Source organism: Thermoleptolyngbya oregonensis NK1-22, assembly GCF_032705245.1.
Taxonomy (GTDB): domain Bacteria; phylum Cyanobacteriota; class Cyanobacteriia; order Elainellales; family Elainellaceae; genus Thermoleptolyngbya; species Thermoleptolyngbya sichuanensis.
This window is the reverse complement of the sequence record NZ_CP053540.1, coordinates 1,581,831-1,607,061: the sequence shown is the minus strand read 5'-3', so window position 1 is coordinate 1,607,061 and position 25,231 is coordinate 1,581,831. Positions and strand designations below refer to the sequence as shown.

General features: G+C 56.9%; 20 protein-coding genes and 1 pseudogene. 7 read left to right on the top strand and 14 right to left on the bottom strand.

What is annotated here, in order from left to right:
• Nucleotides 1–90 precede the first annotated feature (90 nt).
• Both HNI00_RS06875 and HNI00_RS06870 read right to left on the bottom strand, forming a co-directional pair.
• Nucleotides 91–714, bottom strand: a complete 624-nt coding sequence (locus HNI00_RS06875; protein WP_316791880.1) for a TenA family protein — start codon at nt 712–714, stop codon at nt 91–93.
• Between the two features lie 196 nt (nt 715–910).
• Nucleotides 911–1,924 carry a phosphoribulokinase gene (locus HNI00_RS06870; protein WP_297077180.1) on the bottom strand — a complete coding sequence of 338 codons (1,014 nt, stop codon included), beginning with the start codon at nt 1,922–1,924 and terminating at the stop codon, nt 911–913.
• Nucleotides 1,925–2,650: 726 nt separating this feature from the next.
• On the opposite strand from HNI00_RS06870, the gene petH reads away from it, so the two are divergent.
• Both petH and HNI00_RS06860 read left to right on the top strand, forming a co-directional pair.
• Complete coding sequence (petH, locus tag HNI00_RS06865) at nt 2,651–3,904, top strand: ferredoxin--NADP reductase (RefSeq protein WP_316791876.1); 1,254 nt, start codon at nt 2,651–2,653, stop codon at nt 3,902–3,904.
• 309 nt (nt 3,905–4,213) lie between these two features.
• The gene (locus HNI00_RS06860) at nt 4,214–6,070 is read left to right on the top strand and encodes a ShlB/FhaC/HecB family hemolysin secretion/activation protein (protein ID WP_316791873.1); all 1,857 of its coding nucleotides are present in this window, start codon (nt 4,214–4,216) and stop codon (nt 6,068–6,070) included.
• Here HNI00_RS06860 and HNI00_RS06855 read toward each other — a convergent pair.
• Complete coding sequence (locus tag HNI00_RS06855) at nt 6,055–6,447, bottom strand: hypothetical protein (RefSeq protein WP_316791871.1); 393 nt, start codon at nt 6,445–6,447, stop codon at nt 6,055–6,057. The two genes, HNI00_RS06860 and HNI00_RS06855, sit on opposite strands and share 16 nt — an antisense overlap.
• 929 nt (nt 6,448–7,376) lie before the next feature.
• Between HNI00_RS06855 and HNI00_RS06850 the strand changes: the two genes are divergently transcribed.
• Entirely contained in the window at nt 7,377–7,595 is a 219-nt protein-coding gene (locus HNI00_RS06850) for a hypothetical protein (RefSeq protein WP_068516326.1), read from the top strand.
• 114 nt (nt 7,596–7,709) lie between these two features.
• On the opposite strand, the gene HNI00_RS06845 is transcribed toward HNI00_RS06850, so the two are convergent.
• Together HNI00_RS06845 and HNI00_RS06840 are read right to left on the bottom strand one after the other, a co-directional pair.
• Nucleotides 7,710–8,273: a DUF3611 family protein gene (locus HNI00_RS06845; RefSeq protein WP_316791869.1), complete on the bottom strand. Its 564-nt coding sequence runs from the start codon at nt 8,271–8,273 to the stop codon at nt 7,710–7,712.
• Nucleotides 8,274–8,299: 26 nt separating this feature from the next.
• Nucleotides 8,300–9,979: a sensor histidine kinase gene (locus tag HNI00_RS06840; RefSeq protein ID WP_316791867.1), complete on the bottom strand. Its 1,680-nt coding sequence runs from the start codon at nt 9,977–9,979 to the stop codon at nt 8,300–8,302.
• Between the two features lie 460 nt (nt 9,980–10,439).
• On the opposite strand from HNI00_RS06840, the gene HNI00_RS06835 reads away from it, so the two are divergent.
• Entirely contained in the window at nt 10,440–11,240 is an 801-nt protein-coding gene (locus HNI00_RS06835; RefSeq protein ID WP_316791865.1) for a creatininase family protein, read from the top strand.
• 58 nt (nt 11,241–11,298) lie between these two features.
• Here HNI00_RS06835 and HNI00_RS06830 read toward each other — a convergent pair whose 3' ends face one another.
• The 4 genes from HNI00_RS06830 to HNI00_RS06815 all read right to left on the bottom strand — a co-directional run bounded on the left by HNI00_RS06830 (nt 11,299) and on the right by HNI00_RS06815 (nt 16,181).
• Nucleotides 11,299–11,940: a hypothetical protein gene (locus HNI00_RS06830; RefSeq protein ID WP_316791862.1), complete on the bottom strand. Its 642-nt coding sequence runs from the start codon at nt 11,938–11,940 to the stop codon at nt 11,299–11,301.
• Nucleotides 11,941–12,025: 85 nt separating this feature from the next.
• The gene (locus HNI00_RS06825) at nt 12,026–12,991 is read right to left on the bottom strand and encodes a TIGR04168 family protein (RefSeq protein WP_316791860.1); all 966 of its coding nucleotides are present in this window, start codon (nt 12,989–12,991) and stop codon (nt 12,026–12,028) included.
• 73 nt (nt 12,992–13,064) lie between these two features.
• Nucleotides 13,065–15,326, bottom strand: a complete 2,262-nt coding sequence (locus tag HNI00_RS06820) for a PBP1A family penicillin-binding protein (RefSeq protein WP_316791858.1) — start codon at nt 15,324–15,326, stop codon at nt 13,065–13,067.
• A 369-nt stretch (nt 15,327–15,695) separates the two neighbouring features.
• Complete coding sequence (locus tag HNI00_RS06815) at nt 15,696–16,181, bottom strand: Pepco domain-containing protein (RefSeq protein WP_297079294.1); 486 nt, start codon at nt 16,179–16,181, stop codon at nt 15,696–15,698.
• 265 nt (nt 16,182–16,446) lie between these two features.
• Here HNI00_RS06815 and thiD point away from each other — a divergent pair, with 265 nt between their 5' ends.
• Nucleotides 16,447–17,274 carry a bifunctional hydroxymethylpyrimidine kinase/phosphomethylpyrimidine kinase gene (gene thiD / locus HNI00_RS06810; RefSeq protein ID WP_316791854.1) on the top strand — a complete coding sequence of 276 codons (828 nt, stop codon included), beginning with the start codon at nt 16,447–16,449 and terminating at the stop codon, nt 17,272–17,274.
• A gap of 218 nt (nt 17,275–17,492) precedes the next feature.
• On the opposite strand, the pseudogene HNI00_RS22080 reads toward thiD, so the two are convergent.
• From HNI00_RS22080 to HNI00_RS06785, 5 genes and pseudogenes are all read right to left on the bottom strand, one after another.
• Nucleotides 17,493–18,485, bottom strand: a pseudogene (locus tag HNI00_RS22080) (sensor histidine kinase); the annotation flags it as partial.
• Nucleotides 18,486–19,994: 1,509 nt separating this feature from the next.
• Complete coding sequence (locus HNI00_RS06800) at nt 19,995–20,810, bottom strand: MOSC domain-containing protein (RefSeq protein ID WP_316791849.1); 816 nt, start codon at nt 20,808–20,810, stop codon at nt 19,995–19,997.
• On the bottom strand, nt 20,807–22,342 hold the full coding sequence (locus HNI00_RS06795; protein WP_316791847.1) for a cellulase family glycosylhydrolase: 1,536 nt from the start codon (nt 22,340–22,342) through the stop codon (nt 20,807–20,809). The genes HNI00_RS06800 and HNI00_RS06795 overlap by 4 nt, the downstream gene beginning before the upstream one ends.
• Before the next feature lie 264 nt (nt 22,343–22,606).
• A complete protein-coding gene (locus tag HNI00_RS06790) occupies nt 22,607–22,993 on the bottom strand; it encodes a hypothetical protein (RefSeq protein ID WP_316791845.1) in 387 nt (128 codons plus the stop codon).
• Between the two features lie 230 nt (nt 22,994–23,223).
• Nucleotides 23,224–24,120 (bottom strand): ABC transporter permease, encoded by an 897-nt coding sequence (locus HNI00_RS06785; RefSeq protein ID WP_172358484.1) that lies wholly within the window; start codon nt 24,118–24,120, stop codon nt 23,224–23,226.
• A 324-nt stretch (nt 24,121–24,444) separates the two neighbouring features.
• Here HNI00_RS06785 and rpmI point away from each other — a divergent pair, with 324 nt between their 5' ends.
• Nucleotides 24,445–24,642, top strand: a complete 198-nt coding sequence (gene rpmI / locus HNI00_RS06780; protein ID WP_172358485.1) for a 50S ribosomal protein L35 — start codon at nt 24,445–24,447, stop codon at nt 24,640–24,642.
• Between the two features lie 187 nt (nt 24,643–24,829).
• Nucleotides 24,830–25,186, top strand: a complete 357-nt coding sequence (gene rplT, locus HNI00_RS06775; protein WP_068510159.1) for a 50S ribosomal protein L20 — start codon at nt 24,830–24,832, stop codon at nt 25,184–25,186.
• Nucleotides 25,187–25,231: the final 45 nt, after the last annotated feature.

Genomic DNA, 25,231 nt, shown 5'->3' with positions numbered 1-25,231 from the left:
AACTTAAACCTACCTAGAATTTTAAGATGCCCCAAACTGCCCTTGTTAAAACAATTTCCATAGACTTTGACGTTCCTAATCTCAGCAAGCCTAGTGGTCTGCCCAAGCTGATTCAAAGAAGTCTAGCTCACACTGCATCGCATAACGGTAGGTGGTCTGCACGAGCGGCGTAAGCGTGGCATATTGCTCCGACAAGTCGGCAAGCTGTTCCGTCAGCGGCTCAAACTCGGCACTACTGTAGGTGCGAATCCAGTCGGCGTAGGCATGGGCAGGAATGCCCGACGCTGCTAATGCCTGCCCCAAAAATGCGTAGAGCTTCATGCAGGGCAGCATGGCCACGGCTGTAACTCCGACCGTTTGGCTCCAGGCCGTGGCCAGCAAAAAGTCGGTATAGCGTCGCGTGGCGACTCCCGGCTGTACCGACCGCAAATCTACCCCCCACTGTATTGCGTAGCCTTCGTGTAAGTTTAACTCATGCAGCACACCGCCCGCCAGATTGTGAAATACCTGAAATCCCTGCCAGTCAGGGGCTTTGGCGGCGGCAATGCTGTAGGCGCGGGCAAAGGCTTCTAGAAAAAAGGCATCCTGCCCAACGTAATAGCTAAATTTTGCCTTGTCTAGAGAGCCATCGCCAATACCCTGCACAAAAGGATGGTTCAAACAGGCGATCGCCAAATTCTGGTTTTCCTGCCACAGTGTTTCTGATAGCCTCATCCCGCCCTCCCAAATCCCAAATTAAACCCAACAGGACTTACGCACTTGCGATAAGCTCTTTGAATTTTGGATAATTTCTCGCGGGCGCAGCCCGCGAGAAATTGTCCAACTGCGTAAGCCCTACCCAAAAAATCAGCGTCCCCAGACCTCAGCCCAGGAACGCCAACCGCTAAACCTAAAAATTGAGCCTCACTGCCTAATTGGAGCCAGCTTTGGCCGCCAGCATTGCATCGGGCGAGGTCAGCTTCTCGTAGGTGGCCCGCATCTTCAGCCCTACCAACACCTGGAACAGACCACTGCCGTTTGCCGAACCCGGATACTCACGGTGCTTCAGCAGCAGTTCAGTCAGTTCCCCGTAGTATTTGGTAGACAGATTGCTCAGGTGGCTTTCAATGTAGATCACCTCATCTAGACGATCAAACTGGCCATCCACCTCCAGCACCGACACCGGGTTTCCATAGTAGCTATCGGGGCCATAGAACAGGCGAATTCCCGGATAGGAGCAGGTCAGCTTGCGACCACAGGGAATCCAGTCAATGGTGGAACCCTCGTCAAACAGGTAGGCAGGCTCAAACCCTTCCACACCTTCTTTTTGAACCATACGAACCCGCAGCACCTTACGCTCTGTGTCGTTGGGGATGAGCTTGGTCGGCAGGATTTGAATGACCACATCCGCGTACTGCTTTTGTGGGTCAATGTAGGCTTCAAAGTCGGGACGGCGCGAGTTGATGGCAGCCAGCACGTCTTCGTAGGTATGGCCACGCTCTGCCATGTCTCGCTGGATTTTCCAGGCAATTTTTACTTCGTCGTCGATGTCGAGATAGACGCTGAAATCGAGGAGCGATCGCACTCGCTCGTCATACATCGGGTGCAGCCCCTCAATCACCACAATATGGTTGGGATGAACCGTCTCCGGCGGGTCAATCATCCCCGTTTCGTGGTTATAAATCGGCTTCTCAATCGACTTGCCTTCCTTCAGAGCCTTAATCTGCTCGTACATCAAGTCGAAGTTATTCGCCTTGGGGTTCAGCGCCGTCACGCCCAATTCTTTGCGCTGCTTACGATCCAGACTGTGATAGTCGTCTAAGCAGATAACGGTCATCATGTGTTCGCCGAAAAGATCTGCCAAGCGGCGCAAAAAGGTGGATTTGCCGCACCCAGAGTCACCGGCAACGCCAATTAAAACTACACGGTCTGGCTTATTGGTCATAGCTTTCCTCTAAAACAACTGTCCTCTTAACTGTCCTCTTAACTGCCCACGACTCTCACCTGCCCACAAGTCCGGCTCGATCACTCCAGGCAATACCCAAAACGCTAAAAGCACCTGTCCGCCTAACAAGCGCCATAGGTTCTGAGTTTAAGTAACACCTGTAGAATGACTGCACATGACTTCTCAGACACGTCGCCTGTTCAAGCACATTACGCTGCTAGCAAGACCGCTGGCACCATGCGCCCGCTGAATACTGATGGCACACCAGACCGGTGAAACATCCAGTTGGATACCCGGCTCTCAAGCGCTAACTAGTCGCCAACTAAGTATTTACTACTAGCGATACTAGAAATCTTACCAGAGAACCCCCGCAACCTACAAGGTAAGCGGGTTATGCCCAAGTTCCTAATCTCTATGCTAAGGGGAATGGGGACACCTGGGAATATGAAATTGCTGTGAAATTGAAACGGCTTTAACAATCTGCATCTGGGCGGCTCGTCTATGGTTAGAGCAGATCGGACAGGGTCTATTCCTGTCTGGGGCTTCAGTGAGCGAGGCAACCCCTGCAATGCTACGCTATATAGCAAACTGGGAATCGCCTGGGATGCGGGTTCGCAGATGCCGGAATTGACAAGCCTGGAAGCAACCGCCAGCTCGTCAACGCTCATCCGCGCTCGCGCTCAACGTTCCTCATCCATTGTTGGTTCAGAGAGCATTGACATAACGATGTATAACCCTAGCGCAGCAGGTGGCGCTGCCAACTCACCATCCGGGAGTCGCCTTTTCCTCTATGAGGTCGAAGGTCTACGCCAAAATCAAGAAACCGATAGACAAGACTTTCCTATTCGTCGGAGCGGCAGCGTGTTTATCACCGTGCCCTACTCTCGCATGAATCAGGAAATGCAGCGGATTACCCGCTTGGGGGGCAAGATTGTTAGCATTCGTCCCCTGACTATTGATGGCGAAACCAACGGCAAGGCCGCTCCTGCCCCTGAAGCCCCTCCCGCCGCAGCGACCCCTGCTGCTGTGGCCGAGTCGCCAACTCCTGAAGCGGAAGGGAAGAAACCCATGACCCAGGCTAAAGAAAAAGAAAAGTCTACGATTCCGGTTAACATTTACCGCCCCAATGCCCCGTTTATCGGCAAGTGCCTCTCGAACGAGAAGCTAGTGCGCGAGGGCGGTATTGGCACGGTGAATCACATTACGTTTGATCTGTCGGGTGGCGACTTGCACTATTTAGAAGGTCAGAGCATCGGCATTATCCCCGAAGGCACAGATGACAAAGGCAAGCCCCACAAGCTTCGTCTATATTCCATTGCTTCAACCCGCCACGGCGACAACATGGACGACAAGACTGTATCGCTGTGCGTCCGCCAGTTGGAATACAAGCATCCCGAAACGGGTGAAACGGTTTACGGCGTTTGCTCCACTTATCTGTGCAACCTAGAGCCGGGTGCGGATGTGAAGATCACCGGCCCCGTCGGCAAGGAAATGCTGCTGCCGGACGACCCTGATGCCAAAATCATCATGATGGCGACAGGTACAGGCATTGCGCCGTTCCGGGCGTTCCTTTGGCGGATGTTCAAGGACAACGAGCGGGCAGCAAACCCGGACTACCAGTTCAGCGGGTTTGCTTGGCTGATCTTCGGCATTCCGGTGACGCCGAACATCCTTTATAAGGAAGAACTGGAGGAGATTCAGGCCAAGTATCCTGAAAACTTCCGCCTGACCTACGCCATCAGCCGTGAGCAGCAGAACGCAAAAGGCGGCCGGATGTATATCCAGGATCGGGTGGCAGAACATGCGGATGAAATCTGGGCATTGGTCAAGGATGAGAAGACCCATGTCTACATCTGCGGTCTGAAGGGCATGGAGGACGGCATTGATGCAGCGATGTCCGAGGCTGCGGCGAAGGAAGGCGTGACCTGGAAGGACTATCAGCGCTCAATTAAGGAACGCTGGCACGTTGAGACCTACTAGGTTCTAATTTCTTTTTCACGGCTTAGACAAATTTCACGGCTTAGACAAATGAGGTGCGATCGCCCGGTAGTGTTTCTGCTGGGCGATTTGCGTTGGGAAGAAGGAAGAAGGAAGAACGAAGAAGGAAAAACGTAGTGTTTCGGGTGGGTGAGTTGTTTTGTGAGGTTAGTGCCGAGCCGTTTTGGGATCTGGTGTCTGGTTTAATCCCCCTGATTTAATCCCCCTGAGGGGGAATTCCCCAAGCTGGAGGGCTGGGTGGTAGGATGCTACCAACTTTTTCAGCCGGGGGAGACTCTGGGCAAACATCCGATGGGTCGTGTAGGAACGCTACTGCTGGGACTGGGGCTGTCTTTATGGGGCGGCTATTTCAAGATGCCGGGGGCGATCGCCCAGTCGCTTGACCCTCGTCCCCAGCCGCCGTTGCCACGCCTGCCAGCGGATCTGCTGCCTCAGCCGCCTGCGCCGCCCCTGCCGCCGTTGCCCGTGGAGCCACTGCCGCCCCTGCCGCCGCCAGAGGAACTGCTGCCGCCAGTCAATCTAGAGCCGCCATCGCAAGACCTGCCTGCGGAAATCCCTGAGGCGCTGCCCATCGCCCGATTTGTGGTGCAGGGCAGCACGGCGTTTAGCGCCGAAAAGCTGGCGACGGTGGCGAAGCAGTCTGTGGTGGGCGGTGTGTCGGGAAGCGTGGCAGAAAACGGGGGCGATCGCTGTTCCCGCAGTGTAGACTCGCCGGATGTTTTAATCGCACAACCGCTCACCTTTGCCCAGGTGCTTCAGGCGCGGGCGGCCATCACCCAGCTTTACATCGATTGTGGCTATATCAGTTCGGGGGCGATCGTCCCGGCAGATCAGGTCTTGCCGCAAACGCCCGACGGCTACGTGGTCACGATTCGGGTTGTCGAAGGTCGCCTAGAAGCCATCAACGTGGCGGGGCTAGATCGGCTGGATGCGGGCTACGTCCGCAGTCGGCTGCGGCGGGCGGCGGGCACTCCGCTCAACGTCAACAGTCTGCTGGAGGGGCTGCAACTGCTCCAGCTTGACCCACTGATTCGCAGCGTGTCTGCTGATCTGCAAGCGGGAACGCGCACCGGAACCAATGTGCTGCAAGTCGTCGTGCAAGAAGCCGACCCAGTAAGTCTGGATTTGACGCTGGATAATGGGCGATCGCCCAGCGTCGGCAGCTTTCGGCAGCGGGCGCAGTTCAACCACGCCAATTTTCTGGGCTATGGCGATGGGCTGAGTGTGGGCTATACGCGCACCAGCGGCAGCAACGAATTTTCGGGCAGCTATACGATTCCGCTAAACCCACAGGACGGCACACTGCGAATCGCCGCTGGAACCACCCGCAGCGATGTGATCGAGGAGCCGTTTGATCAACTGAATATTGCCTCGCGATCGCCCTATGCCGAACTTTCGCTGCGACAGCCTGTGGGGCGATCGCCCAACGAAGAATTTGCCCTCGGCCTCATCCTCTCCCACCAGCGCAGCCGCACCACCTTTGAAATTCCTGACGAGCAGGGCTTTCCCTCGCCCGGAGCCGATGATCAGGGGCGCACCCGCGTCACTGCCCTCCGGTTTGTGCAGGAATGGACCCGGCGCAATCGCCAGCAGGTTCTCGCTGCTCGCTCACAGTTCAGCCTGGGGCTGGATTGGCTGGACGCAACGGTAAACAACGGCGAACCCGATAGCCGATTTTTTGCCTGGCGCGGTCAGGGGCAGTGGGTGCGGCTGCTGGCGACCGACACCCTGTTCTTGCTGCGGGGCGATGTGCAGTTGACGGGCGACTCGCTGCTGGCGCTGGAACAGTTTGGGCTGGGCGGAGCCGAGAGCGTGCGCGGCTATCGCCAGGATGCCCTGCTGACCGATAGCGGAGCGCTACTGTCGGCGGAGGTGCGGCTACCGATTCTGCGAGTTCCCGAAATTGACGGACTGCTGCACCTGGCTCCCTTTATCGATGCGGGCACGGTCTGGAACGCCGACAGCAGCCAGCGCAACGACAATCAGCCAGATACGCTGGTCGGCGTTGGGCTTGGGCTGCTGTGGCAACAGGGCGATCGCCTGTCTATCCGGGTCAATTGGGGCATTCCGCTGGTGGAGCTATCCGGGTCAGGCGACTCGCTCCAGGAAAGCGGCATCTACTTCTCGGTGCTCTATTCGCCATTTTGAGGGTTGAGGACGCTGGACAGTTCCAGAGCGGCTGAGGGCTGTTCTGTGAGTGCTTCAGGTACAGTGCCCTCCGGCAGTTGCGATAGATCATCGCCAAATCCCGATGATGTTGGAGACGGCAGGCTTTGCCCAATCAGGGCACTCAGCAATAGACTCAGCAGCACCATGCCAAACCCAGACAACCATAGCCAAAAGGCCTGCCGAACCGACTTTCGCCCCCAGCGCATGATGAAAAACGCCAGCGACGCAAACGGCACCAGCAGGTAGGCAACCCCCCAAAGAACATGATCACTGAACGCCAACACCAACCCCCAAACCCCACCAACAATACTTAAAGTCGCACCAAGGAACAGCAGCGCTAAAACAATGAATGGCATAGGTTAAGCCCTCCGGGAAAACTGTGAAGTGAAAAACTGTGAAGCGAGAAACTGCGAAGCGAGAAACTGCGAAGCGAGAGATGGTTTGAAGCCAAAAACCTTGAAGACTCTAATCGCCAGAAGTCTTGACTAAATCCTGACCAAGAATTGAGCCAATGCAGATGAAGTCCACTGCGCCGACATAGGAGCTTAATAAAGCCCTATTGACCCAAGCGGTTTACCTATTCTTGCTGCTGATGGCTGGGTTGCAGGCCTGAGAGATATCCAGAACACCCCATCCCTGGAAAGAAACCGAAGAAACTTTTAGTAACCCCTTGCGAAGCGAGTAGAGCGGCTTCAAGGCGATCGCATAACATCGCACAACAACCGGGACTATCATCCGACCAAAACTGTGTCCAGAAGGAATGGTAGCTGAGGAAACGATTAACACCCTGGGTTCTGGAACTGACTACATTGCGATGAAGGGATATTCCGGTGATCCTCCGTCGGGGGCTGCGTAAATTTCTATTGCAGCAACCAAGCGCGACGGAAATCAGCACATTCAAAATCAGCACATTCAGCAGAGCGCGTTTTATCGAGTTTTATTGCGTTTTATTCAGTGCGTCGTGTTCAAAGATTTTTCGCTATCCTTATGGGCACGCAATGGGCACGCAAGCAGCACAATGGGCACGCAGTTCCTCCCTTGCTCAAGGTAATATAGGTGAACTATATTGAACCCATATCAAGCTGTCCGTGATGAGCCGTGATGAGCCGTTAGTTCAATCCACCTGTTCCCGTCCTATTCGCTTTTAGCTTGCCCACTGCTCAGGGAAAATTCAGAAAACCACCGGGAGAAAGTTTTGGTGTACACGTCGCAACAGTCCTCCACTCGCAGCACGCCTTCTAGCACGCCTTTTGTAGATACGCGGGTTGCCGATCGCCCCGAACAGATTGACTTTTCGGCACTGCTCGACCCTTCGCTGCTGCAAGCCGCCCGCCACATCTATCGCACCTACTACGAAGTGCATCCCGATCAGGTGCAGCGTCCGATTGGCATTGCGATTGACCGCTTTACGCACCGGGGCAAGCTGATTTTTTCTGGGAAGCCCATTCTGTTGCCGCAGGAGTGCTTTATTCCTGTAGGACAGCTTGAGGCGGATTTGTATTGAGGCGGATTTGTACTAGCCCCACATTAGGCGTTTGCACCAGCAGATTTGGGTGACGATTGGTTAGTAGCTTCTTCTGTCCGAATCTACTGCATCCGAAACCTACTCTGTCCAGATCTACTGTCGCCGGAACCAGTCGTAGAGTCCGAGAGAAAGGGACAGCCCCGCAAAATGGGCGGCGACTAGGTGCAGGTTTGCCGCGACTACTTGCAGGTTGAGGATTCGCACAAATCCCTGAGTGTTTGCCAAAGCAGATGAGGTTTCAGCCTGGGTCATCAGCGTTGCGATGCTGACCTCTGCGCCAACCAGCGTGACCAGCGCTCCGACCAAGCCCAGCACAATGCCCACACGCAGCAGTCTGACTAGGGCGATGGTCTTGGGATGTTGTTCTAGGTCGAGTCGGCGGAGACGCTGGGAAATGCGAATGTAGCGAAAGGCATTGGCGATCGCCACCAGCAGCAGCACACCGCCGCACACCGCCCAAAAAATGCCAATACCAATGCCCCGCACGGGCGGCTCATCCAGCGCCAGATTAGACCGGGACGCAGACACCAGCGCCGCCGCCGCCGCCGCACCCAACCCCATTTGCAGCAGCACACTCAGCAAGCCCACCCACCAAAAGGCGCGAGACAGGTCTAGGGCACGATTAGCGGGCGATCGCAGGTCTGGCTTGGTTTGCATCACTCAAACATTCGCTCAAACATTCGCTACACCGACTCCGGCGACAGGTGCTCGGCGCGGCTGCCCAGCGTCAGCGGCAGCTTCACCACAAACGACGTGCCTACGCCCTCGCAACTGGTAAAGTAGATTTCGCCCTGGTGCTGCAACACACATTGATACACAATCGCCAGCCCCAGACCCGTGCCGCGAATGGCGTTCACATTGCTGGCCCGGTGAAACAGCCGAAACAAGCGGGGCTGATCTTCATCGGGGATGCCAATGCCATAGTCGCGAATTTCAAACGTCGCCACTTGATCAAAACAGGACAGGTCAAATTCCACCACGCCGCCCGCCAGGGAATATTTCACCGCGTTGGAGATCAGATTGCTCAGAATGGATCTAAGGAGCTTGGGATCGAGATACACCAGTTCGCAGGAGCCGTAGCAATTCAACACGATCTTATGGGATGCGCCAATGCTCATCCGCATCTCTTCTACGACATCGCGACAAAACAACTTCAGATCGATCCAACTGGGGCTAAACTCTAGCCGACCGGCCTCCGCCTTGGCGCTAACCAACACATCCTCAATCAGTTGATTCATCGTGGTAATGGCGGCACGGCTCCGCTGGAAATATTTCTCACGCTTTTCCTCAGGCGCAACATGCCCGTATCGTTCCAGCAGTTCCAGCGACGTGCGTAAGACAGTGAGGGGCGTTCGCAGTTCGTGCGACACCATCGACACAAATCGCGACTTTAGCTCACTCAGCTCTCGCTCTTCTTTTAGCGCCAGTCGAATTTCGTCTTCGGTTCGCTTGCCTTCCCGAATCATCTGTTCGCGGATGCGGATGCTGTTCACCATGCTTTTGAACACTTCCGCCAGCGTCGTCATCTCATCGGGAAAAGGATTTTTTTCGGCAAAGGACAGGTCTAGGCTATAGTCGCCGCTGGCAATTTGCTGGGCAGACTGGGTCAGGCTAGCCAGTTGCCGAGTCAACATGCCCGACAGCATGTAAATCAGCACGAAAAAGACGGCATAGGTGATGATGAAAGCAAATAACATGCGGTTGCGAATGGCCTGTTGCAGCAGCCGGACGTATTGAGCGTCGATATCTAGCCCGACAACGACAATCACGTCGTTCTGCTGGCTCTTGACCGGGGCAGCAGCAGAAATCCAGGTGCCCCATCGGTCGGTGTAGATTTTGTCGCTTTCCTGAATGCCGCCTTGCAGCTCGATACGCCGAGCCAACAGCCCTACGTGATCCGATTCTAGAAACTTGGCTGCCTTGGTGGGGTCATTCAGCGCCCAGAGGTCTACCAGATAAATAATTTCTCTCTCGCCAGGGCCAACGGCGGGTAGGCCAACGCGGCGATTGGTGTCGGCATTGCCAATGATGTAGGAGTAGAGCCACACTCGCGGCTCGATATTTTGAACTGTCTCAAACCAGGCAAGCTGGCTCAGGTAGCGGGGGTCGTCAGAAAAGCCCTCAGCATTGCGCTCTCCTTCAGCGTAGAGACCCAGCAAGTCATCTGGGTTTACGCCCGATAGGGCCCCGATGAGCGTCGAGCGCATGTCGGCCCGCAGGCGAGCAACGACCTTTTCGGTTGTGTAGGAATAGAACCAGTAGAAGGCCCCAGCAAACACCAGGCTAAACACCACGCTAAAACCCACCAGTAGCTTTACGCGCAGGCTCACTGGTCTGACGAAGTTTTTAACTGCCGGAGACATTGCCCGGCCTAGCATCTGAGACGTTTGGCGCAAATTTACCTCGAGGGCAAATGGGTTGAGAGTGTAGAGATGACTGAAGATGCCCCCGACTTAACCTAATTTAAGGCAATCTTAGATCAACCGTCGATGTCGGCTTTATAGATTGCAGAGAGACTTCCGTAAGTTGCAGAGTGCGTTTTGAAAGACTGGCTCTAAAAAACTGGCTCTGAAAACCAACTCTGAAAACCAACTCTGAAAACCAACTCTGAGCGGCGGCACTAATCCTGAAATCGCTTTTCCTAAAATCGCTTTTGTACCATTCAACCGGGTTTGACCGATTTCAGGCAAATGGGCGATCGCCCGCCTGTGGATTCTCTGGGGCTTTTTCCTTCAGTACGTATCTTTTTTATCCTAGACGGAATCTATTGACTCCTAATTCTGCGACTTGATTCTGCGACTTGATTCTGAAACTTGACTCCCTATGCATAGCTACATTCCGCCAGACCGCTTTTTCCCATACCTCACCTGGACAGATATTCAGCAAATGCCCCATCCAGAGCAAGCGGTGATTTTGCAACCAATTGGGGCGATCGAGCAGCACGGGCCGCATTTGCCGCTAGTGGTGGATGCGGCGATCGCCACTGCCGTTGTGGGCAAGGCGCTTTCGCAACTGTCGCCCAGCATTCCAGCCTATGCACTGCCGACCCTCCATTATGGCAAGTCTAACGAACACTGGCACTTTCCGGGCACGATCACCCTCAGCGCCCAAACGCTGATTGCCGTGCTGACGGAGGTCGGCGAGAGTGTGTATCGGGCAGGCTTCCGCAAATGGGCGATCGTCAATGCCCACGGCGGGCAGCCCCAGATCATCGAGATCGTGGCGCGGGATCTACACCAGAAGTATGGCGACTTTTGGGTGTTTCCCCTGTTTGTCTGGCGGGTGACTAATGTTGCGCCCGACCTGCTCACGCCCAGGGAGTTGGAATACGGCATTCACGCGGGCGATGCCGAAACCAGCCTGCTGCTGTCGCTGTTGCCCGACCAAGTGCAGCTTGACCGGGCTATGCCGGAATACCCCGCCAATTTACCCCAAAACAGCCTGCTGAGCATGGAGGGCGACCTCCCCTTTTCTTGGGTCACTCGCGACCTCAGCCAGAGCGGTACCCTCGGCGACCCCACCGCTGCGACGCGGGAAAAGGGCGATCGCATCCTGGACTCCCTGGTGCAAAGCTGGACACGGGTCATTGAGGATTTGTACCAGTTTCAGCCGCCGCGGGCGTGATGGGGCAACAGCGCAACCAGCGTCCCACTGAATCTCACGCCTTCACGCCTTCACGCCTTCACGCCTTCACGCCCTCTTTCCCCTTTTCCCCACACCAATCCCCACACACCCCACCCGCTGGCCCGCTGGGATGCAGACCGCAGCAGAGCCAGTGGATGCCTGTGCTGCCCTCGTAGGCATAGCCGTGGTAGTGGGTGCAGCCTTCGCAGGCGGGCGGACGGGGGCGGGGTCGCAGGAGATCTTGACTTTGGGCGGTGGCTTCGTGATTTGCCTGGAGAAATATCTGATAGAGCGGATTGCTGCGATAGGCGGGGTCTTCGGAGACGTACCAGGTAACGAGCAGGTGATGGTCGGGGGCGATCGCCTGGCCCCAGGCCACCACGGGCACCTCTAGCTGTACCAAGATGCCGCCTGCAAAGTCGGGATTGGGGTCTGGCAGTTGTGATAGCACTGAACCGCGCACCAGAAAAGCGTCTTCTAGCACCAGTCCAATCGCCGGGGCGATCGCCGCTTTTGCCCCATCTGCGCTGGCAAACCGCACCATCACCCGACCGCGATAGCGATTTTGATGCGCCTGGTGCTGAATCCAGCGATCGCCCACCTGTAGCTCGATTTGGCGATCGATCGATTGAACCTGGGCAAGGCCGCTGCGGCTAAAGCGCCAGATTTGGTCGGTGGGGATGGGCTGAGCGCGAGACATAGCGGTTTAGAAATCAGGGTTCAGGAGTCCGGTTTCAGGGCTGAAATCTTTCTCTTGAGGGGCCAGGTGAGCGGGGTTTGGGCCGTCAGGCGATCGCCTCCGATTCTTCTCGTTCTTCAATGGCAGGGGCGTTTTGCTGATAAAACACCTGCTTAGAATGAATCGCGCAGTCCTGATTGAGCCAAACTAGCGAGGTCTGGAAGACTTCGCCGCGCCGCAGCGTAACCAGCGAAAAGTTTCGCAGACAATCCTCTTCTGTAGACACGATCCGGGGCACGCAGGCGGCATTCAGGTAGACCGTTCCAGACGGGTCAACATGCAGCGGGCGGCGAAGCTGGGTTTTGGTGTGGCGCAGGGAGTGGTGCATGTGCCCAAAGGCGACCAAGGGAACAGACTTGCCGAGGGTGCGGGCGTGGGCGATCGCCGCTGCCAGATCCGGATCGCCGTGGTCGCCGCCGATGGGTTTCCAGTCTTTGCCGCAGGGATCTTCTGGGGCGCTGCCTAGTCCCAGGGGGCCACAGTGACCAATGAACAGAATAGTGTCATGGGCCGCAGCCTGCGCCGCAGCAACAATGCGCTCGGTAGATTCCTGGAAACTGCGAACCCCGTAGCGGCTGGCATAGAAATCTTCATTCTTCCACTGGGAGCCGCCCCAGCTAAAGGGTCGCCCGCCGACGACCGATAGCCCCAGCGCAGGAAAGTCCAAATAGCCGTAGCCCACATGGGTTTCGCCCAGCAGGTCTAGCTGCTGCTGCACGCGGTCTTCTACCTTGGGATCGTAGGGGCGCTTGCTGCGGCCCCAGTCGGTGGCGGTGTACCAGGCATCGTGGTTGCCGAGGATGACGGCCTTGGGAATCGACATCGCGGCGATCGCCCGCACAATGCCCACCGCCTCGTTGCCAAAATCCCCCACCAGCAGCACCAGATCCACCCCTAGCCGCCGCAGCGCCCGCTCGTCCTGCGCGTCCCACTGGTCATGCACATCTCCCACCACGGCGATCGTGAGCGTCTCAGGCATTCCCGATGCGCTCCCCTGCCCTTGCTCTGTCATAGCTGCGTCCTCGCTGGTCTCCATTACCAGGATATCCAGCTTTTTGCCCCCAGCAGGCGGACTCGACTCCTGCCTATCGAATAATCCGCCCCATATAATCACCCCAAAGCTGGGCAGCCTGGCCGCTGCTGCCCCCGGTGGGCGAGTTGTCGTCGTTGCCAAACCAAATTCCGGTGGTGATCTGGCGGCTGGGCACATAGCCCACAAACCAGAGGTCGCGGTTGTCGTTGTTTGTGCCCGTTTTCCCCGCTTCGCCCAGTCCCAGATAGGCCGCACGACCCGTGCCGTTAGACACCACGCCTTGCAGCAGGTCGGTCATGGTGCGGGCGATGTCGGCAGGCAGCACGGCTGTATTCGCCTGGGGCGTTTTGCTGGCATCGTAAATCACGCGGCAGCTTTGCACATCGTTGGGATCAGTGCAATCGCTGCTGTCGAGGATGCGCTGCACCGCATGGGGGCGATTGCGAACGCCTTGATTCGCCAGCACAGCATAGGCCCCAGTTAGCTCTAGCAGCGTCACTTCGCTCTGCCCCAGCACCAGGCCAGGCACAGGATTCAGCGGCGAGGTGATACCCATGCGGCGGGCCGTCTCCACGATGTTATTCAGTCCAGCCTCGCGCCCCACCCGCAGCGCGATCACATTTTCCGACAGCGCCATGCCCGTATACATATCCGCACTGCCGCTGCTGGTGCGTTCGCAGCCGCGAAAGGATTGCCCCTGCCAGGTCATCGGTTCGCAAGAAAAGGCGGTGTAGGGCGAAATGCCCTGCTCTAGGGCGGCAGTATAGGCAAAGGCCTTGAAGGTAGACCCTGGCTGTCGCAGGGCTTGAGTGGCTCGGTTGAACTGGCTCTCTTGAAAGTCTACGCCGCCCACCAGCGCCAGCACTTCGCCCGTGCGGCTGTCCAGCGTAACCAGTGCGCCCTGGGAAAAGCCAGAGCCTGCGCCAACGGATTCGACCGTGCTGCGGAGGAGCCGTTCGGCTTCGCGCTGATAGCCCGGATCGAGGCTGCTTTCGACCACAAAGTTGCCCTCCTGGGCCAACTGGCTGCCGAGGAGTTCCTCTAGCTCGCTGAAGACATAGCTGGTAAAGTAGGGGGCGATGCTGCTGCGGAGTTCTTCCAGGGTTTCGGGGTTGATTTCGATGCGCGATCGCCGGGCCCGTTCTGCCTCTTCTAAGCTAATTTTGCCCTGGGCGGCCATGCGGTTGATGACGCGATCGCGCAATTGCACCGCCGTTTCGTAGTCCTGCACTGGGTTAAAGCTGTTTGGCGCGGGCAAGATCCCCACCAGCGTCGCCGCTTCCGAAAGCGTCAGTTCCTTGGCGGGCTTGCCAAAGTAATACTGTGAGGCATCTTCAAAGCCGTAGGTGCCGTTGCCGAGATAGACCCGGTTGAGATATTCCAGCATCAAAAAGTCTTTGCTGTAGAACGTCTCCAGCTTGAGGGCGACGACAGCTTCCCGCAGCTTGCGTCCGGCGGAATCGGACGTGCCGACGTAATCCCGAAAGATATTGCGGGCAAGCTGCTGGGTGAGGGTGCTGCCGCCTTCGCGGATGCCGCCGCCGAGGATGTTGGTGACCAGGGCCCGCAGGATGCCCAGCGGATCGATGCCCAGATGCCAGTAATAGCGGCTATCTTCGGAAGCAATGAGCGCGTCGGGCAGATAGCGTGAAAAATCGGAGAGGCGATCGCCCGTTGTGTGGGCGCGGGCGCGAGTCGGCGTGAGCGGTGTTACCCCATCGCGAGCCATCACCATGACTGGCCCCTGCACCGAGGCAGGCAATGGACGCACCGAAAACTTCTGCCACTCCAGCCCAATCCACAGCGCCGTCAGCGCCGTTAGCCCTGTAAAGCCATACATGGCGTAGCGGGCTGCTTTGACGTAGACAGGCGGCGGATCGACATACTGAATCCGCACCGCAGAGGCCAGATCTGGCGGCCCCAGCGTGAACACATCGCCATGCCGCAGGGGAATCTTCGTCAGCCGTCGCTTGCCCCGATAGATGCCGTTGGTGGAGTTTTCATCCTTTAGCACGAAAGCATATTTGCCCCGGCGGCTGTCGCGGGTCAGGGACAGATGCATCTGGCTGACGACCGGGTTTCGCACCACGATGTCGCAAGAACGAGAACTGCGCCCCAGCAGGTAGCGATCGCCCAGCAGGGGATAGGTCTCAGGATTCGGGCTGCCACTCTCTGGGTCTTGCACCCACAGTTCCGGCACTCGCGCATTGGGCTTCAGCTTCAGCCGAGAAAAATTCACCCTGGCTTGCTGCACTGCCCGCGTAATCGTCGTGAGCAGGGTCTTGGGTGGTGTGGGCGGCGGCGATTGAGTCACGTTGACGTTCCTGACAGAGCAACGCAGTTATAAAAGGATGAGCGGGAGAAAGGCGAACTCCGGGAAACCTTGAAAGACTAGAGAAAAACCAAGGCGAATTGAGTCAAAAGCAAAAATCGAAACTCAGGATACGCCTGCCGATGAAGCCGCAGATCAGCCCCAAATAGCCCTACTTTTTTGATCTCTGATGGCTGCTTCCGGGATTCAAACTGGTCGCAAGGCCCCTTGTAGATAACATAGCGAATCTTAGAGATTCCAGAAATTTTTGGCCGCAGTTTTGATTGGCGTGCAGTTTAGCGGGATGATTGGGGCGATCGCCCTTCGTCCGCCCGATCCAAACCCGACCCATTCAGCCAAGTCCGGCAAATCTCAGGCAGAGGGCTTTGCTCGAAAAGTCAGCGTGATGCCGCCGCTAGTGCCCAGTCGCCCACCCGTGCCCAGCAGGTTCACCTGGCCCTCGCCGCTCACCTCCACCGACAGCACAATTTCCTCTAGCTCCATACCTGCTACCTCCGTTGCGCTCTGGCGGGCCCGACTCAGCACGCGCCCCATACGCGACAAGAAGCTCGACATATTTTGCTCCAGCGCGTCTGTGGAAACGGGCGTGCGCTGGGTGCGTCCTGCAAAGCCAGGTTCGCCAAAGGGATTGTTGCCCCAGCCGCCACGCTGCCCGTCGGTTTGGATATTAGGCGAGGCAGGCGCTTCTGTGACCACCCAGATGACATCGGGGTCGGCGTGGAGCGGGATGGCGCTGTCTGGGGAAGGGTCTGAGGGGGAACGGTCTGAGGGGGAACGGTCTGAGGGGGAACGGTCTGAGGCGCGGTGAGCAGAAGGATCAGTAAAGTCCGCAGGCATAGGGCTTAACACTCGATTTCCCCCATTTTATGAGGGATTTTTTTCAGGAGGGATGCTGAGCAGGCAGTTGGGTCGATAAATTTGCAATCTGCTGTGTAAACCAGGCAGCAGCGCGGGTGTTGGTTCGATACTGATCTATCGCAGGGTGCGGGAGAGAATGAGATGATGGGATGAGGCGAGAAAGTCGCGGGGCAGTGAGGTCACGAGGTTGCCCCAGCAATTTGCTCCTACAGTTCCTCCCGATCGTCTTCGACTCACGTCTTGAATGTCTACAGTCCCCGATCTCTCCATCCCCATTGCCCTGACGATTGCTGGTTCAGACAGCGGGGGCGGCGCAGGAATTCAGGCCGATTTGCGAACCTTCGCGTTCCACCAAGTCCACGGCACTAGCGCCCTGACCTGCATCACTGCCCAGAATACGCAGGGCGTGACGCGGGTGGACGCGCTGCCTCCGGAGGCTGTGATCGCCCAAATTGCCGCAGTGGTGGGGGATATTGGCGTGCAGGCCGTGAAAACGGGGATGCTGCTGAACCGCGAGATTATTGCCGCCGTGGCGCAGCAAGCCGAGGACTTGCCATTGCCGAATCTGGTGGTCGATCCGGTGATGGTGTCTCGCACGGGGGCACAGTTGATTGCCGACGAGGCGATCGCCCTTCTTTGCACCGACCTCTTGCCCAAAGCCCGCCTAATCACCCCCAACCGCTACGAAGCGCAAATTCTGGCCGACCTGGAAATTCACACGCTGGACGATATGAAGCAGGCCGCCGAGCGCATCTTGCAGACGCACCAGCCCGGTGCAGTGCTGGTCAAGGGCGGCGGCATGACGGGCGAGTTGCGCGGTGTGGATGTGTTTGCCGACGGGACGCAGTTGGCGGTGCTGCAAACCCAGACCGTCCACACCACCGACACCCACGGTACAGGCTGCACCCTATCGGCGGCGATCGCCGCAAATCTTGCCCTCGGTCGTGACCTGTTTTCTGCCGTGCAGCACGCAAAAGATTATGTCACCCATGCGCTCCAGCACTCCCTCCGCATCGGGCACGGGCAGGGGCCCGTCGGGCATTTTTACCCCCTGTTGTCATCAGGGATTTAAACTGGCATCTGGCATATACATCTGACACATAGACGATAGACGCAGGAATGTCTGACGTGTAGATGCCAGCATTGTTGAGCAACCGCCACTTTCCTCTATCCCGCCACTGGCTCGGCTTGCAGTATCTCTGCCGCTCCGTTCGGTTCAGGGCTTTGCTGAGAACGGGGAATGCGAATCACAAAGCGAGTGCCGTCCCCCGGAGTCGAGAAGCATTCCAGTGTGCCCCGGTGCTTTTCGGCGATGATCTGATAGCTAATCGATAGGCCCATCCCGGTTCCTTTGCCCACGGGCTTGGTTGTAAAAAACGGATCAAAGATTTGGCGCTGAATCTCCTGAGGAATGCCGCCGCCATTATCGGCGATCGCAATTTCCACCCATTCAGCATCGACTAGCGCCGTAAAAACCTCGATACGGCTGGGGTCTTGCTGCATCGCTTCCTTCGTCCGGTCTGCGTCCCTCGCTTCCAGCGCATCAATGGCGTTCGCCAGAATATTCATCAAGACCTGATTCAAAGAACCTGGATAGCACTCCACCTCTGGCAGGTCGGCATACTGCTTGATGACCTGGATGGCGGGTCGATTTCCCTTTGCCTTGAGGCGATGCTCCAAAATCAACAGCGTGCTGTCAATGCCTTCATGAATATCCACCGCTTTGAACTCTGCCTCGTCCATGCGGGCAAAATTCCGCAAAGACAGGACAATCTGCCGAATCCGGTCTGTCCCAACCCGCAAAGAGGCCAGCAGGTTGGGCAAATCCTGCTGCAAAAATTCCAGGTCGATTGCGTCGGAGGTTTCTTGAATTTCGCGGGGTGGCGTGGGGTAGTGACGCTGGTAAAGCTGAATCAGATCTAGCAGGTCGCTAACCGATTCTTTGAGCGGCGACAGGTTGCCGTGGATAAAATTCACCGGATTATTGATCTCATGGGCCACGCCAGCCACCAACTGCCCCAGGCTAGACATTTTTTCGCTTTGCACCACCTGTGCCTGGGTTTGCTCCAGTTCGGCCAGCGTTTGCTGAAGCGCTGCGGTGCGCTCCTCCACCCGATTTTCCAGATCAGAATTAATGCGCTCTAGTTCTGCATTAGCGTGTTCCAAGTTGGCAAACAGCGACGCAATTTGCGTCGTCATGTAGTTAAACGACTGGCCTAGCGCAGTGAACTCTTGAATCGGGCTAGTGGCTTCGACCTGGTAGGAGAGATCGCCTCCGGCCATGCGCTGGCTAGCCTGACTGAGGCGATCGATGGGGCGAGCAATCCAGTGAGAAGTCATCAGCCCCGTTGCCAGGGAAATGACCAGCACAACGGCACAGAGGAGGATATTGCGCCGGGTTTCGGCATTAATTTCTGCCATAAAGTCAGACTTTGGCAGAACAATGACCATCAGCCAATCCAGGCCGTAGGCATCGCGCCAGGGCTTGATGTAAACAAACTGTCGCTGCTGGTTGTAGGCAACTTCAATCTGGGTTGATGATTTGATGTTGTGCAGGCTGCCAAGCTGGGTCTGAATTTCCTGGCTCACGGCCCGAATCACAGGATCGGGACTGTTTAAGCTATTAAAACGCTGTAAAATCTGGTCGCCATTGGACAGGATAGGAGACTGGCTAGAACTGCCAATCAGCAGGCCGTTTCGCTCCATCAAAAAGATTTGACCCGATGGGCTAGCCTGGATGTTTTTGAGGAAGTCGCTGATCCCGGTGAGCTTCAGCTTGATATGGGCGACTCCCAGCAAATTACGGTTGGCATCGTACACAGGTGCCGCAACGCCTGCCGCCAGGTAATAGCCCGCTTCGCCGCTCTGGGCGCTGCCTTGGGGCCTGAGAACTTGGCCAGTGGCAGTGAGCTGAAGACCCAGATTTTCTGCGGCTTCGATGTTGCTCCAGATGGGCTTTCCGGCGGCGATCGCCTCTGGATACCAGGCTGCTTCTGGTGGATTGGATTGCTCCCGTTGCAGCCGCGTGGCGCGATTGCCCTGAAGATCCACAGTGTAATACGCCGCCGGTTCCGGGGGGCGGTTTTCGTAGAGCAACGGCCCTAATCCCTGGGCTAAGCGCCTTGCGCCAATCTCGCTGCCATCGGGACGGGCAAAGCCCGTATAGGCGATCGTTGGGAAGGCCCTCGCCTGCCGCCAAAAGTAGCGTCCACTGGCGGCGGGATCGTCTAGCCGGATCTCACCGTTGGCGATCGCCCCCGCATTAATCTGCACCAGCCGCATGGGGGTAGACAGATAATCGCTGAGTTGGCTATCGACGCGCTGACTGACCTGATCGGCCACCTGAGCCACCAGGTTGCTGACCGCCTGCCGCTCGTTTCTGAAGGCAATGTAGCCGATGAGCAGGCCCGCGCCGCAGGTTTGCAGCGCAAAGGGCAACACCAGCATGAGTTTTAGGGGAATCCCCTGGCGGCGATGGGTTGGGCGCGTGGACGCAACGTTTGGCGCGAGCGGAGAAGCACTGGGAGTCCGGAGCGAGGAGACTTTAGCCTGGAAGTAGGATTTCATGTACGGTGAAGAGATAGGCGAGGCGAGAATTTTGGCTCAGCAATGGTTTCTATTACCTTTGCCTAGTGCTGGACAGGCTCAAAACAAATGCAATATTTCAGGATTTAAGTATTTCTTAATCGTTAAGATGCCCTCAATTGTCTGGCATCTATCTCTGTCTAGGAGTAGAACTTTGGCGGGGAGCCACTAGAACCAGAGAGGGTTGGAGGCGATTCAGGCAGAGCTTCACTCCAGCAAAACCGGATCTCCGATAGAGAGGGTGCCCCCAGCGGCAGGCTCCGCAAGTCGGGTGTTGACAGTCAGCCGATAGAAATGGTTGAAGCGCGATCGCTCGGCCCAAGCTGGCAATGTTTCTTGCCGCTTTGCCACAAAGATTTTTTGAAAGCCGGGATCGGCAATACCTGTTTTGGAGTTGCGCGTGGGCACGACGCAGCGCTGGCACGGGTTTACCCCCAGCAGCCGGACGCTGCCAATCCGAAACGCAACAGCCTGATCGGCCTGGGCAAAGAGCCAATCTTCCCAAAAGGCGGGCACATCTGCAATTTCAAGATTGGTGCGGAAGCGGGCGCGAACTTCCTCTACGGTTAGGGCGGGGGTTAAGGCGGGATACCAAGTGGCGATCGCCTCCAGCGTGGCCAGACTCACAATCGTTGGGCCCGGCGACTGCGTATCGTCTGGAAAGCCCATCTCCAGGTTTTGGCGGAGGTAAACCGGAAAGCCAAAGTATTCACTCAGCCATGCTTCTAGATCTGCCTGCTCTGGTTCAAGCGGGAAGGCGCTGGACGAGATATTTCCGTTCGATTCTGTATCCGAGTTTCGGAACGAAACCGTGTTCGCAGCAAGGTCAAACTCGGCTCGGAGAGCGTGTATTTTTGCGTGTCGCTTGCCGTTCACAAACTGTCCCGCTTGGTCGAACAGGGCAAACTGGCGATCGCCCTTCAACGCGCCACTCCTCAGCACCTCCGCAGACTGAATGCCCACGCCATCCAGGGACTTAATCGGATAGATGAAAATTTGCGAAACGTGGGGAACTGTCGTCATCCTGTTCCGGTATAGCTGAAGTAGCTGGCTCCTAAATTGAGCCGTTGCGTTCCCTCCACAATACCAATTAACTCGTCCTGGCGATCCAGCGCACCGTTGCCGTTGGTGTCCCAAAAGATGCCCGTGCCCCGAATGCGGCGAATCGGCGACGCGCCCAGCAGATATTGGCTACGGTTGCCGTGGAGTTGGATCGTATCTTCGCCAGGCTTGAAATCTTTGAGCAGGGCGTAGTCCCTCAGTCCTGGCTGGTCGAGCTTGCCGTCGTCATAAAACGCCATCGTGGCATCGCCCAGCCAAAAGCGATCGCGCCCGGTTCCGCCAATCAGCACGTCTACGCTGTTGCGCCCGGTGCTGTCGCCTACGCCGTTGAGAATATCGTTGCCGCCGCGCCCGTCTAGCCGATTGCTGCGGAAGTCGCCCACCAGCACGTTGCCCAATCGAGTGCCCAGCAGCACGTCGGTTTTTGCCAGACGCGGCGGCAGTCGCAGACCCAGCGCTTTGACGATTTCTCGATCGAGAATCGGCTGGTTGCCCTGCCATTCCGCAAAGCCAAAGTTGCTGTCTACGTAGCCCCAGGAGGCCCAGCCAATGCCAAATTCCTCCAGCACGGTGCGCGTGTCTCGCAGCCAGCGTGTGCGATCCAGGGCAGACACGTTGGCAGCGTATACGCCAAACTCGGTGCAAATCAGCGTCACGCCGTTTTGCCGGGCCCACTGGGCGGCTTCGCCAATGCGCGATCGCAGTTTGTGAATATCCCACTGCTGCTGCCCATAGTCCAAAATCGCCGCCCGCGCTACCGGGTCGCCGACCTGCTGTGCTAGGGGTTGCACCGTATTGGGGCTGGCGGGATAGGGGACATTCCGCAGTCTGCTCTCAAAGGTATCGCCAATCCACGATGCGCCCTGATGCGTGAAAATAAACGGCTCGTAGAAGTGGAAGTCGTAAATGACATTTGGGTCGGGCAGCGGCTGCAACTGCACCAGCGTCGAGATATTTTGCCAGAAGGCGCTGACGGCAATCAGCGTGTGCTGGGGGGCGACCTCGCGGATGCTGCGAAAGAGGGACTGCTGGATTGGCTCCCAGGCTTTGGGGTCGCTGCGAAAGACGGGTTCGTTCATCGGCTGGATGAACGTCAGGTCAGGATTCGTCGTCTTGTGTAGATGGGCGGCGAGCGATCGCCAAAATGCCGTAAACATCCGCCGAAATTGCGGATTTTCTAAACTGGCGGAGTAATTATTCTGACTGCCGTCGATCAGCGGCGTGCTGTGCAAATCGACCACTACGCCGAGCTTTTGCGCCTGCGCCTGGGCGATCGCCCGATTCAGCCGGGTCAGAGCCTGGGGATTGAGCCGATTGGGTGCGGTGTCGCTATACAGCACCGAAAAGTCGATGGGAATCCGCACGTAGGTGATACCCATCCGCTTCATTAGGGCAAAGTCGCGCTTGCCGTAGGGATTGGGGTTCGACCGATCGGGATACCAGAACCAGTTGGCCAGGTTGACTCCCCGTGCCAGCACGTCAGCGCGAGCCATAGCAGGATTCCGCAGCAGGATTCAATAGAGGGCGATCAATGGCAAGGTTGGAATACCAGAGAATACGCAGATTAGCCGCACACGACCGTATCAAAGCTGCGGCCGTGCATCAGGATAGTTTCATATTCTCAGTTTTCTTTTCGCCCAAAAGCTTGTCGGACTCGCCCCTATAGAACTTTCACACGCGATTGACCTGCTATAAAGCTTCTGTGACTGGAGTTGGGAAACTAGCGAATAGGATGCTCAGCAGGGCACACGCCGCAGCTAAGGAACTGGCGTTTCGGCGGCCGCGGGCGCAGGGGGCAAAACGTCTGGCTGGGACTGTTGCTGCTGCTGCTGTTCTAAAATGGCTCGCTGGCGTGCCCGAAATTGCTCAGCGGCGGAGTTGATATTTTGCTGCTGCTGACGACGAAACTCCTCTGGAGAGCGAATCGAGCCGTAGTTGAGCTGATGAATCAAGTCGTGAATACCGCTCATCGGATTGTCGTTGCGGTCTGAAAACAGATCTCGGCCTTCATTCTGCGACGGCGTGACAAGATCGCCAGCAGTGGATTGAGCAGACGCAGAACCCGTGCCCAGCGCCACCAGAAAGGCTGCGCTAGCGGTTCCCAGGGCGGCTTGCCAGATTAAGCGGGTGACGAATGAATTCATGACTTGCTACTCCAGATTTCACACCTGCGGGTGATAGGTCTTCGATGGTTTCTGTCAATGATTTCTGTGAATGGCTTCGGATGCGTCTCTAAAACCAAACCTTCAAGAACTGAATGCTTCAGACGCAACACCTGGCGAAAATGCTCCCTGGCATCATAACAAACCTAACTCGGATTAACGTAACCAGGATTAACAGTCAGGATTAACAATATCGCTGCATTGCGTCCTGCTCAGGCAAAGCTGCGGCTGAGGAGCGATCGCACGCCCAGCAACGCCACCACGCCAAAGCCCGCCAGCACCAGCAGCGCTCCGCCCATCGTCACATCCCCAAAGGGCGCATTCATCACCACACTGCCCAGCGACCAGTCCGCGTGGTTGTACACATAGCGAATGGGTTCGATAGCGTAGCTCAGCGGGTTTAGCGATGCCACCCACTGCAACCAGCGCGGCATAAAGCTGAGCGGCGCGAGGGCCGTGCTGGCAAACAGCAGCGGCAGATTGGTTACAAAGATTACAGCGATCAGTTCAATATGCCCCGGCAGCGCAAAGGCCAACCCCAGGCTAATTGCCGTCACCGCCACCACCAGCAGCAGGATAATCGCCGCCACTAGCGCCAGCCCGCCCACACCAGGGAAGCCCGCGCCCAGAAACGCGCTCATGGCAATAATCACTGCCGTTTGCAGCACGCTCAGCGTGGTGATGAAGATGGCGGAGGCCGCCACAATGGAAAACCGCGACACCAGCGGAGCCACCAGCAGCCGATTCAAAAAGCCAAACTCCCGGTCGAACATAACGGGCAAGCCCGCATTTAGCGCCCCGCCAAAGGCAGTAAACACCATCACGCCTGCACCAAGGAACTGCCCATAGTTTGCGCTACCGCCAAACAGACCCGGCGGCACATTTTGAAACAGCGCCCCAAACAGCACCAGCCACATGACGGGCTGAATCAATCCGGCGATGAGCGTCGTGGGGCGGCGCTGGAGCTGGATAAACAGCCGCTTGGTCAACGCGGTCGTTTCTTGCAGAAAGTCGCTGAGCGGGGAAGAGGCAGGGGCGATCGCCGCTGCGCCTCCATTCGGGCGCAACCTTTCCAGATTGGGCTGGGGCGGGGTAACAGTCTGGCTCATGGGATTCACACAATCGCGACTGGAAGGAAGACTTGGGTATGAAGCTACGAACTGCCGTATGACACCTTTATCTAGATCTAGTATTTAGATTTAGATGTCCTACTGTAAGTCCTAGTAAATAGCGTAGCGTATCGCAGAATTTCGGTTCTGGGAAACGAGACTTTGCGGCGTTTGAACCATTGCAGGGTCATAGACGATGCTTGAAGACGATGCTTGAAGCAATGTGTTTTCGAGTGTTTTGGATCGAAACAAGCTCAAAAATTGCGAGTGGGTGGCTTCGCCGTGTAGAATTGTAGACTGTGTGAAATTTATGGCAGGACGACCATGCCCAAGCTAAAAACTCGGAAAGCGGCTGCTAAGCGCTTTGAGCGCACTGGCAGCGGCAAGATCCGCCGCCGCAAGGCCTATCGCAACCACCTGTTGCAGCACAAGACCGCAACCCGCAAGCGCCGCCTGGGTCAAAAGGCCGACGTGCATGAGCGCGACGCAGAAAATGTGGAACTGATGCTGCCTTATCTCTAAGGACTGGAACGCTAGGGAATGGAAAGGATGGAGGGTAAATTGGGCGATCGCCCGACTTTGCAAACCTTCCAAGACTCACTATTCCTGGGCTTCTTTTCAAAGGGTTGGGCGCACGGCCTGGAATCACCTACCGCCTGCGACTGCCCAATGACCGACTCAACTTTTAACCAAGTGTAGGGACTGAATTATGACTCGTGTAAAGCGCGGAAACGTGGCGCGGAAGCGCCGGAAGAAGATCTTGAAGCTGGCGAAGGGCTTTCGGGGGTCGCACTCCACCCTGTTTCGCACTGCAAACCAACAGGTGATGAAGGCACTGCGGAACGCCTACCGCGATCGCCGCAAGCGGAAGCGCGATTTTCGCCGCCTCTGGATCACCCGCATCAACGCCGCCGCCCGTCAGCACGGCATGAGCTATAGCCAGCTCATCGGCAGCCTGCACAAAGCCAACATCGAAATCAACCGCAAGATGCTGGCGCAGATGGCGATTCTCGATCCGGCGGGCTTTGGCAAGGTCATCGAAGTGGCAAGCAAGGCAAAGGGCTAGGTAAGCGCTTGATCAGGCTGCGAGTTGCGAGTTTGATCTTAGGAA

What these genes read in the sequence shown, in the direction of transcription:
- HNI00_RS06875 (WP_316791880.1), bottom strand. Translation starts at nt 714, where the DNA reads ATGAGGCTATCAGAAACACTGTGGCAGGAAAACCAGAATTTGGCGATC.
- HNI00_RS06870 (WP_297077180.1), bottom strand. Translation starts at nt 1,924, where the DNA reads ATGACCAATAAGCCAGACCGTGTAGTTTTAATTGGCGTTGCCGGTGAC.
- petH (WP_316791876.1), top strand. Translation starts at nt 2,651, where the DNA reads ATGTATAACCCTAGCGCAGCAGGTGGCGCTGCCAACTCACCATCCGGG.
- HNI00_RS06860 (WP_316791873.1), top strand. Translation starts at nt 4,214, where the DNA reads ATGGGTCGTGTAGGAACGCTACTGCTGGGACTGGGGCTGTCTTTATGG.
- HNI00_RS06855 (WP_316791871.1), bottom strand. Translation starts at nt 6,447, where the DNA reads ATGCCATTCATTGTTTTAGCGCTGCTGTTCCTTGGTGCGACTTTAAGT.
- HNI00_RS06845 (WP_316791869.1), bottom strand. Translation starts at nt 8,273, where the DNA reads ATGCAAACCAAGCCAGACCTGCGATCGCCCGCTAATCGTGCCCTAGAC.
- HNI00_RS06840 (WP_316791867.1), bottom strand. Translation starts at nt 9,979, where the DNA reads ATGTCTCCGGCAGTTAAAAACTTCGTCAGACCAGTGAGCCTGCGCGTA.
- HNI00_RS06835 (WP_316791865.1), top strand. Translation starts at nt 10,440, where the DNA reads ATGCATAGCTACATTCCGCCAGACCGCTTTTTCCCATACCTCACCTGG.
- HNI00_RS06830 (WP_316791862.1), bottom strand. Translation starts at nt 11,940, where the DNA reads ATGTCTCGCGCTCAGCCCATCCCCACCGACCAAATCTGGCGCTTTAGC.
- HNI00_RS06825 (WP_316791860.1), bottom strand. Translation starts at nt 12,991, where the DNA reads ATGACAGAGCAAGGGCAGGGGAGCGCATCGGGAATGCCTGAGACGCTC.
- HNI00_RS06815 (WP_297079294.1), bottom strand. Translation starts at nt 16,181, where the DNA reads ATGCCTGCGGACTTTACTGATCCTTCTGCTCACCGCGCCTCAGACCGT.
- thiD (WP_316791854.1), top strand. Translation starts at nt 16,447, where the DNA reads ATGTCTACAGTCCCCGATCTCTCCATCCCCATTGCCCTGACGATTGCT.
- HNI00_RS06800 (WP_316791849.1), bottom strand. Translation starts at nt 20,810, where the DNA reads ATGACGACAGTTCCCCACGTTTCGCAAATTTTCATCTATCCGATTAAG.
- HNI00_RS06795 (WP_316791847.1), bottom strand. Translation starts at nt 22,342, where the DNA reads ATGGCTCGCGCTGACGTGCTGGCACGGGGAGTCAACCTGGCCAACTGG.
- HNI00_RS06790 (WP_316791845.1), bottom strand. Translation starts at nt 22,993, where the DNA reads ATGAATTCATTCGTCACCCGCTTAATCTGGCAAGCCGCCCTGGGAACC.
- HNI00_RS06785 (WP_172358484.1), bottom strand. Translation starts at nt 24,120, where the DNA reads ATGAGCCAGACTGTTACCCCGCCCCAGCCCAATCTGGAAAGGTTGCGC.
- rpmI (WP_172358485.1), top strand. Translation starts at nt 24,445, where the DNA reads ATGCCCAAGCTAAAAACTCGGAAAGCGGCTGCTAAGCGCTTTGAGCGC.
- rplT (WP_068510159.1), top strand. Translation starts at nt 24,830, where the DNA reads ATGACTCGTGTAAAGCGCGGAAACGTGGCGCGGAAGCGCCGGAAGAAG.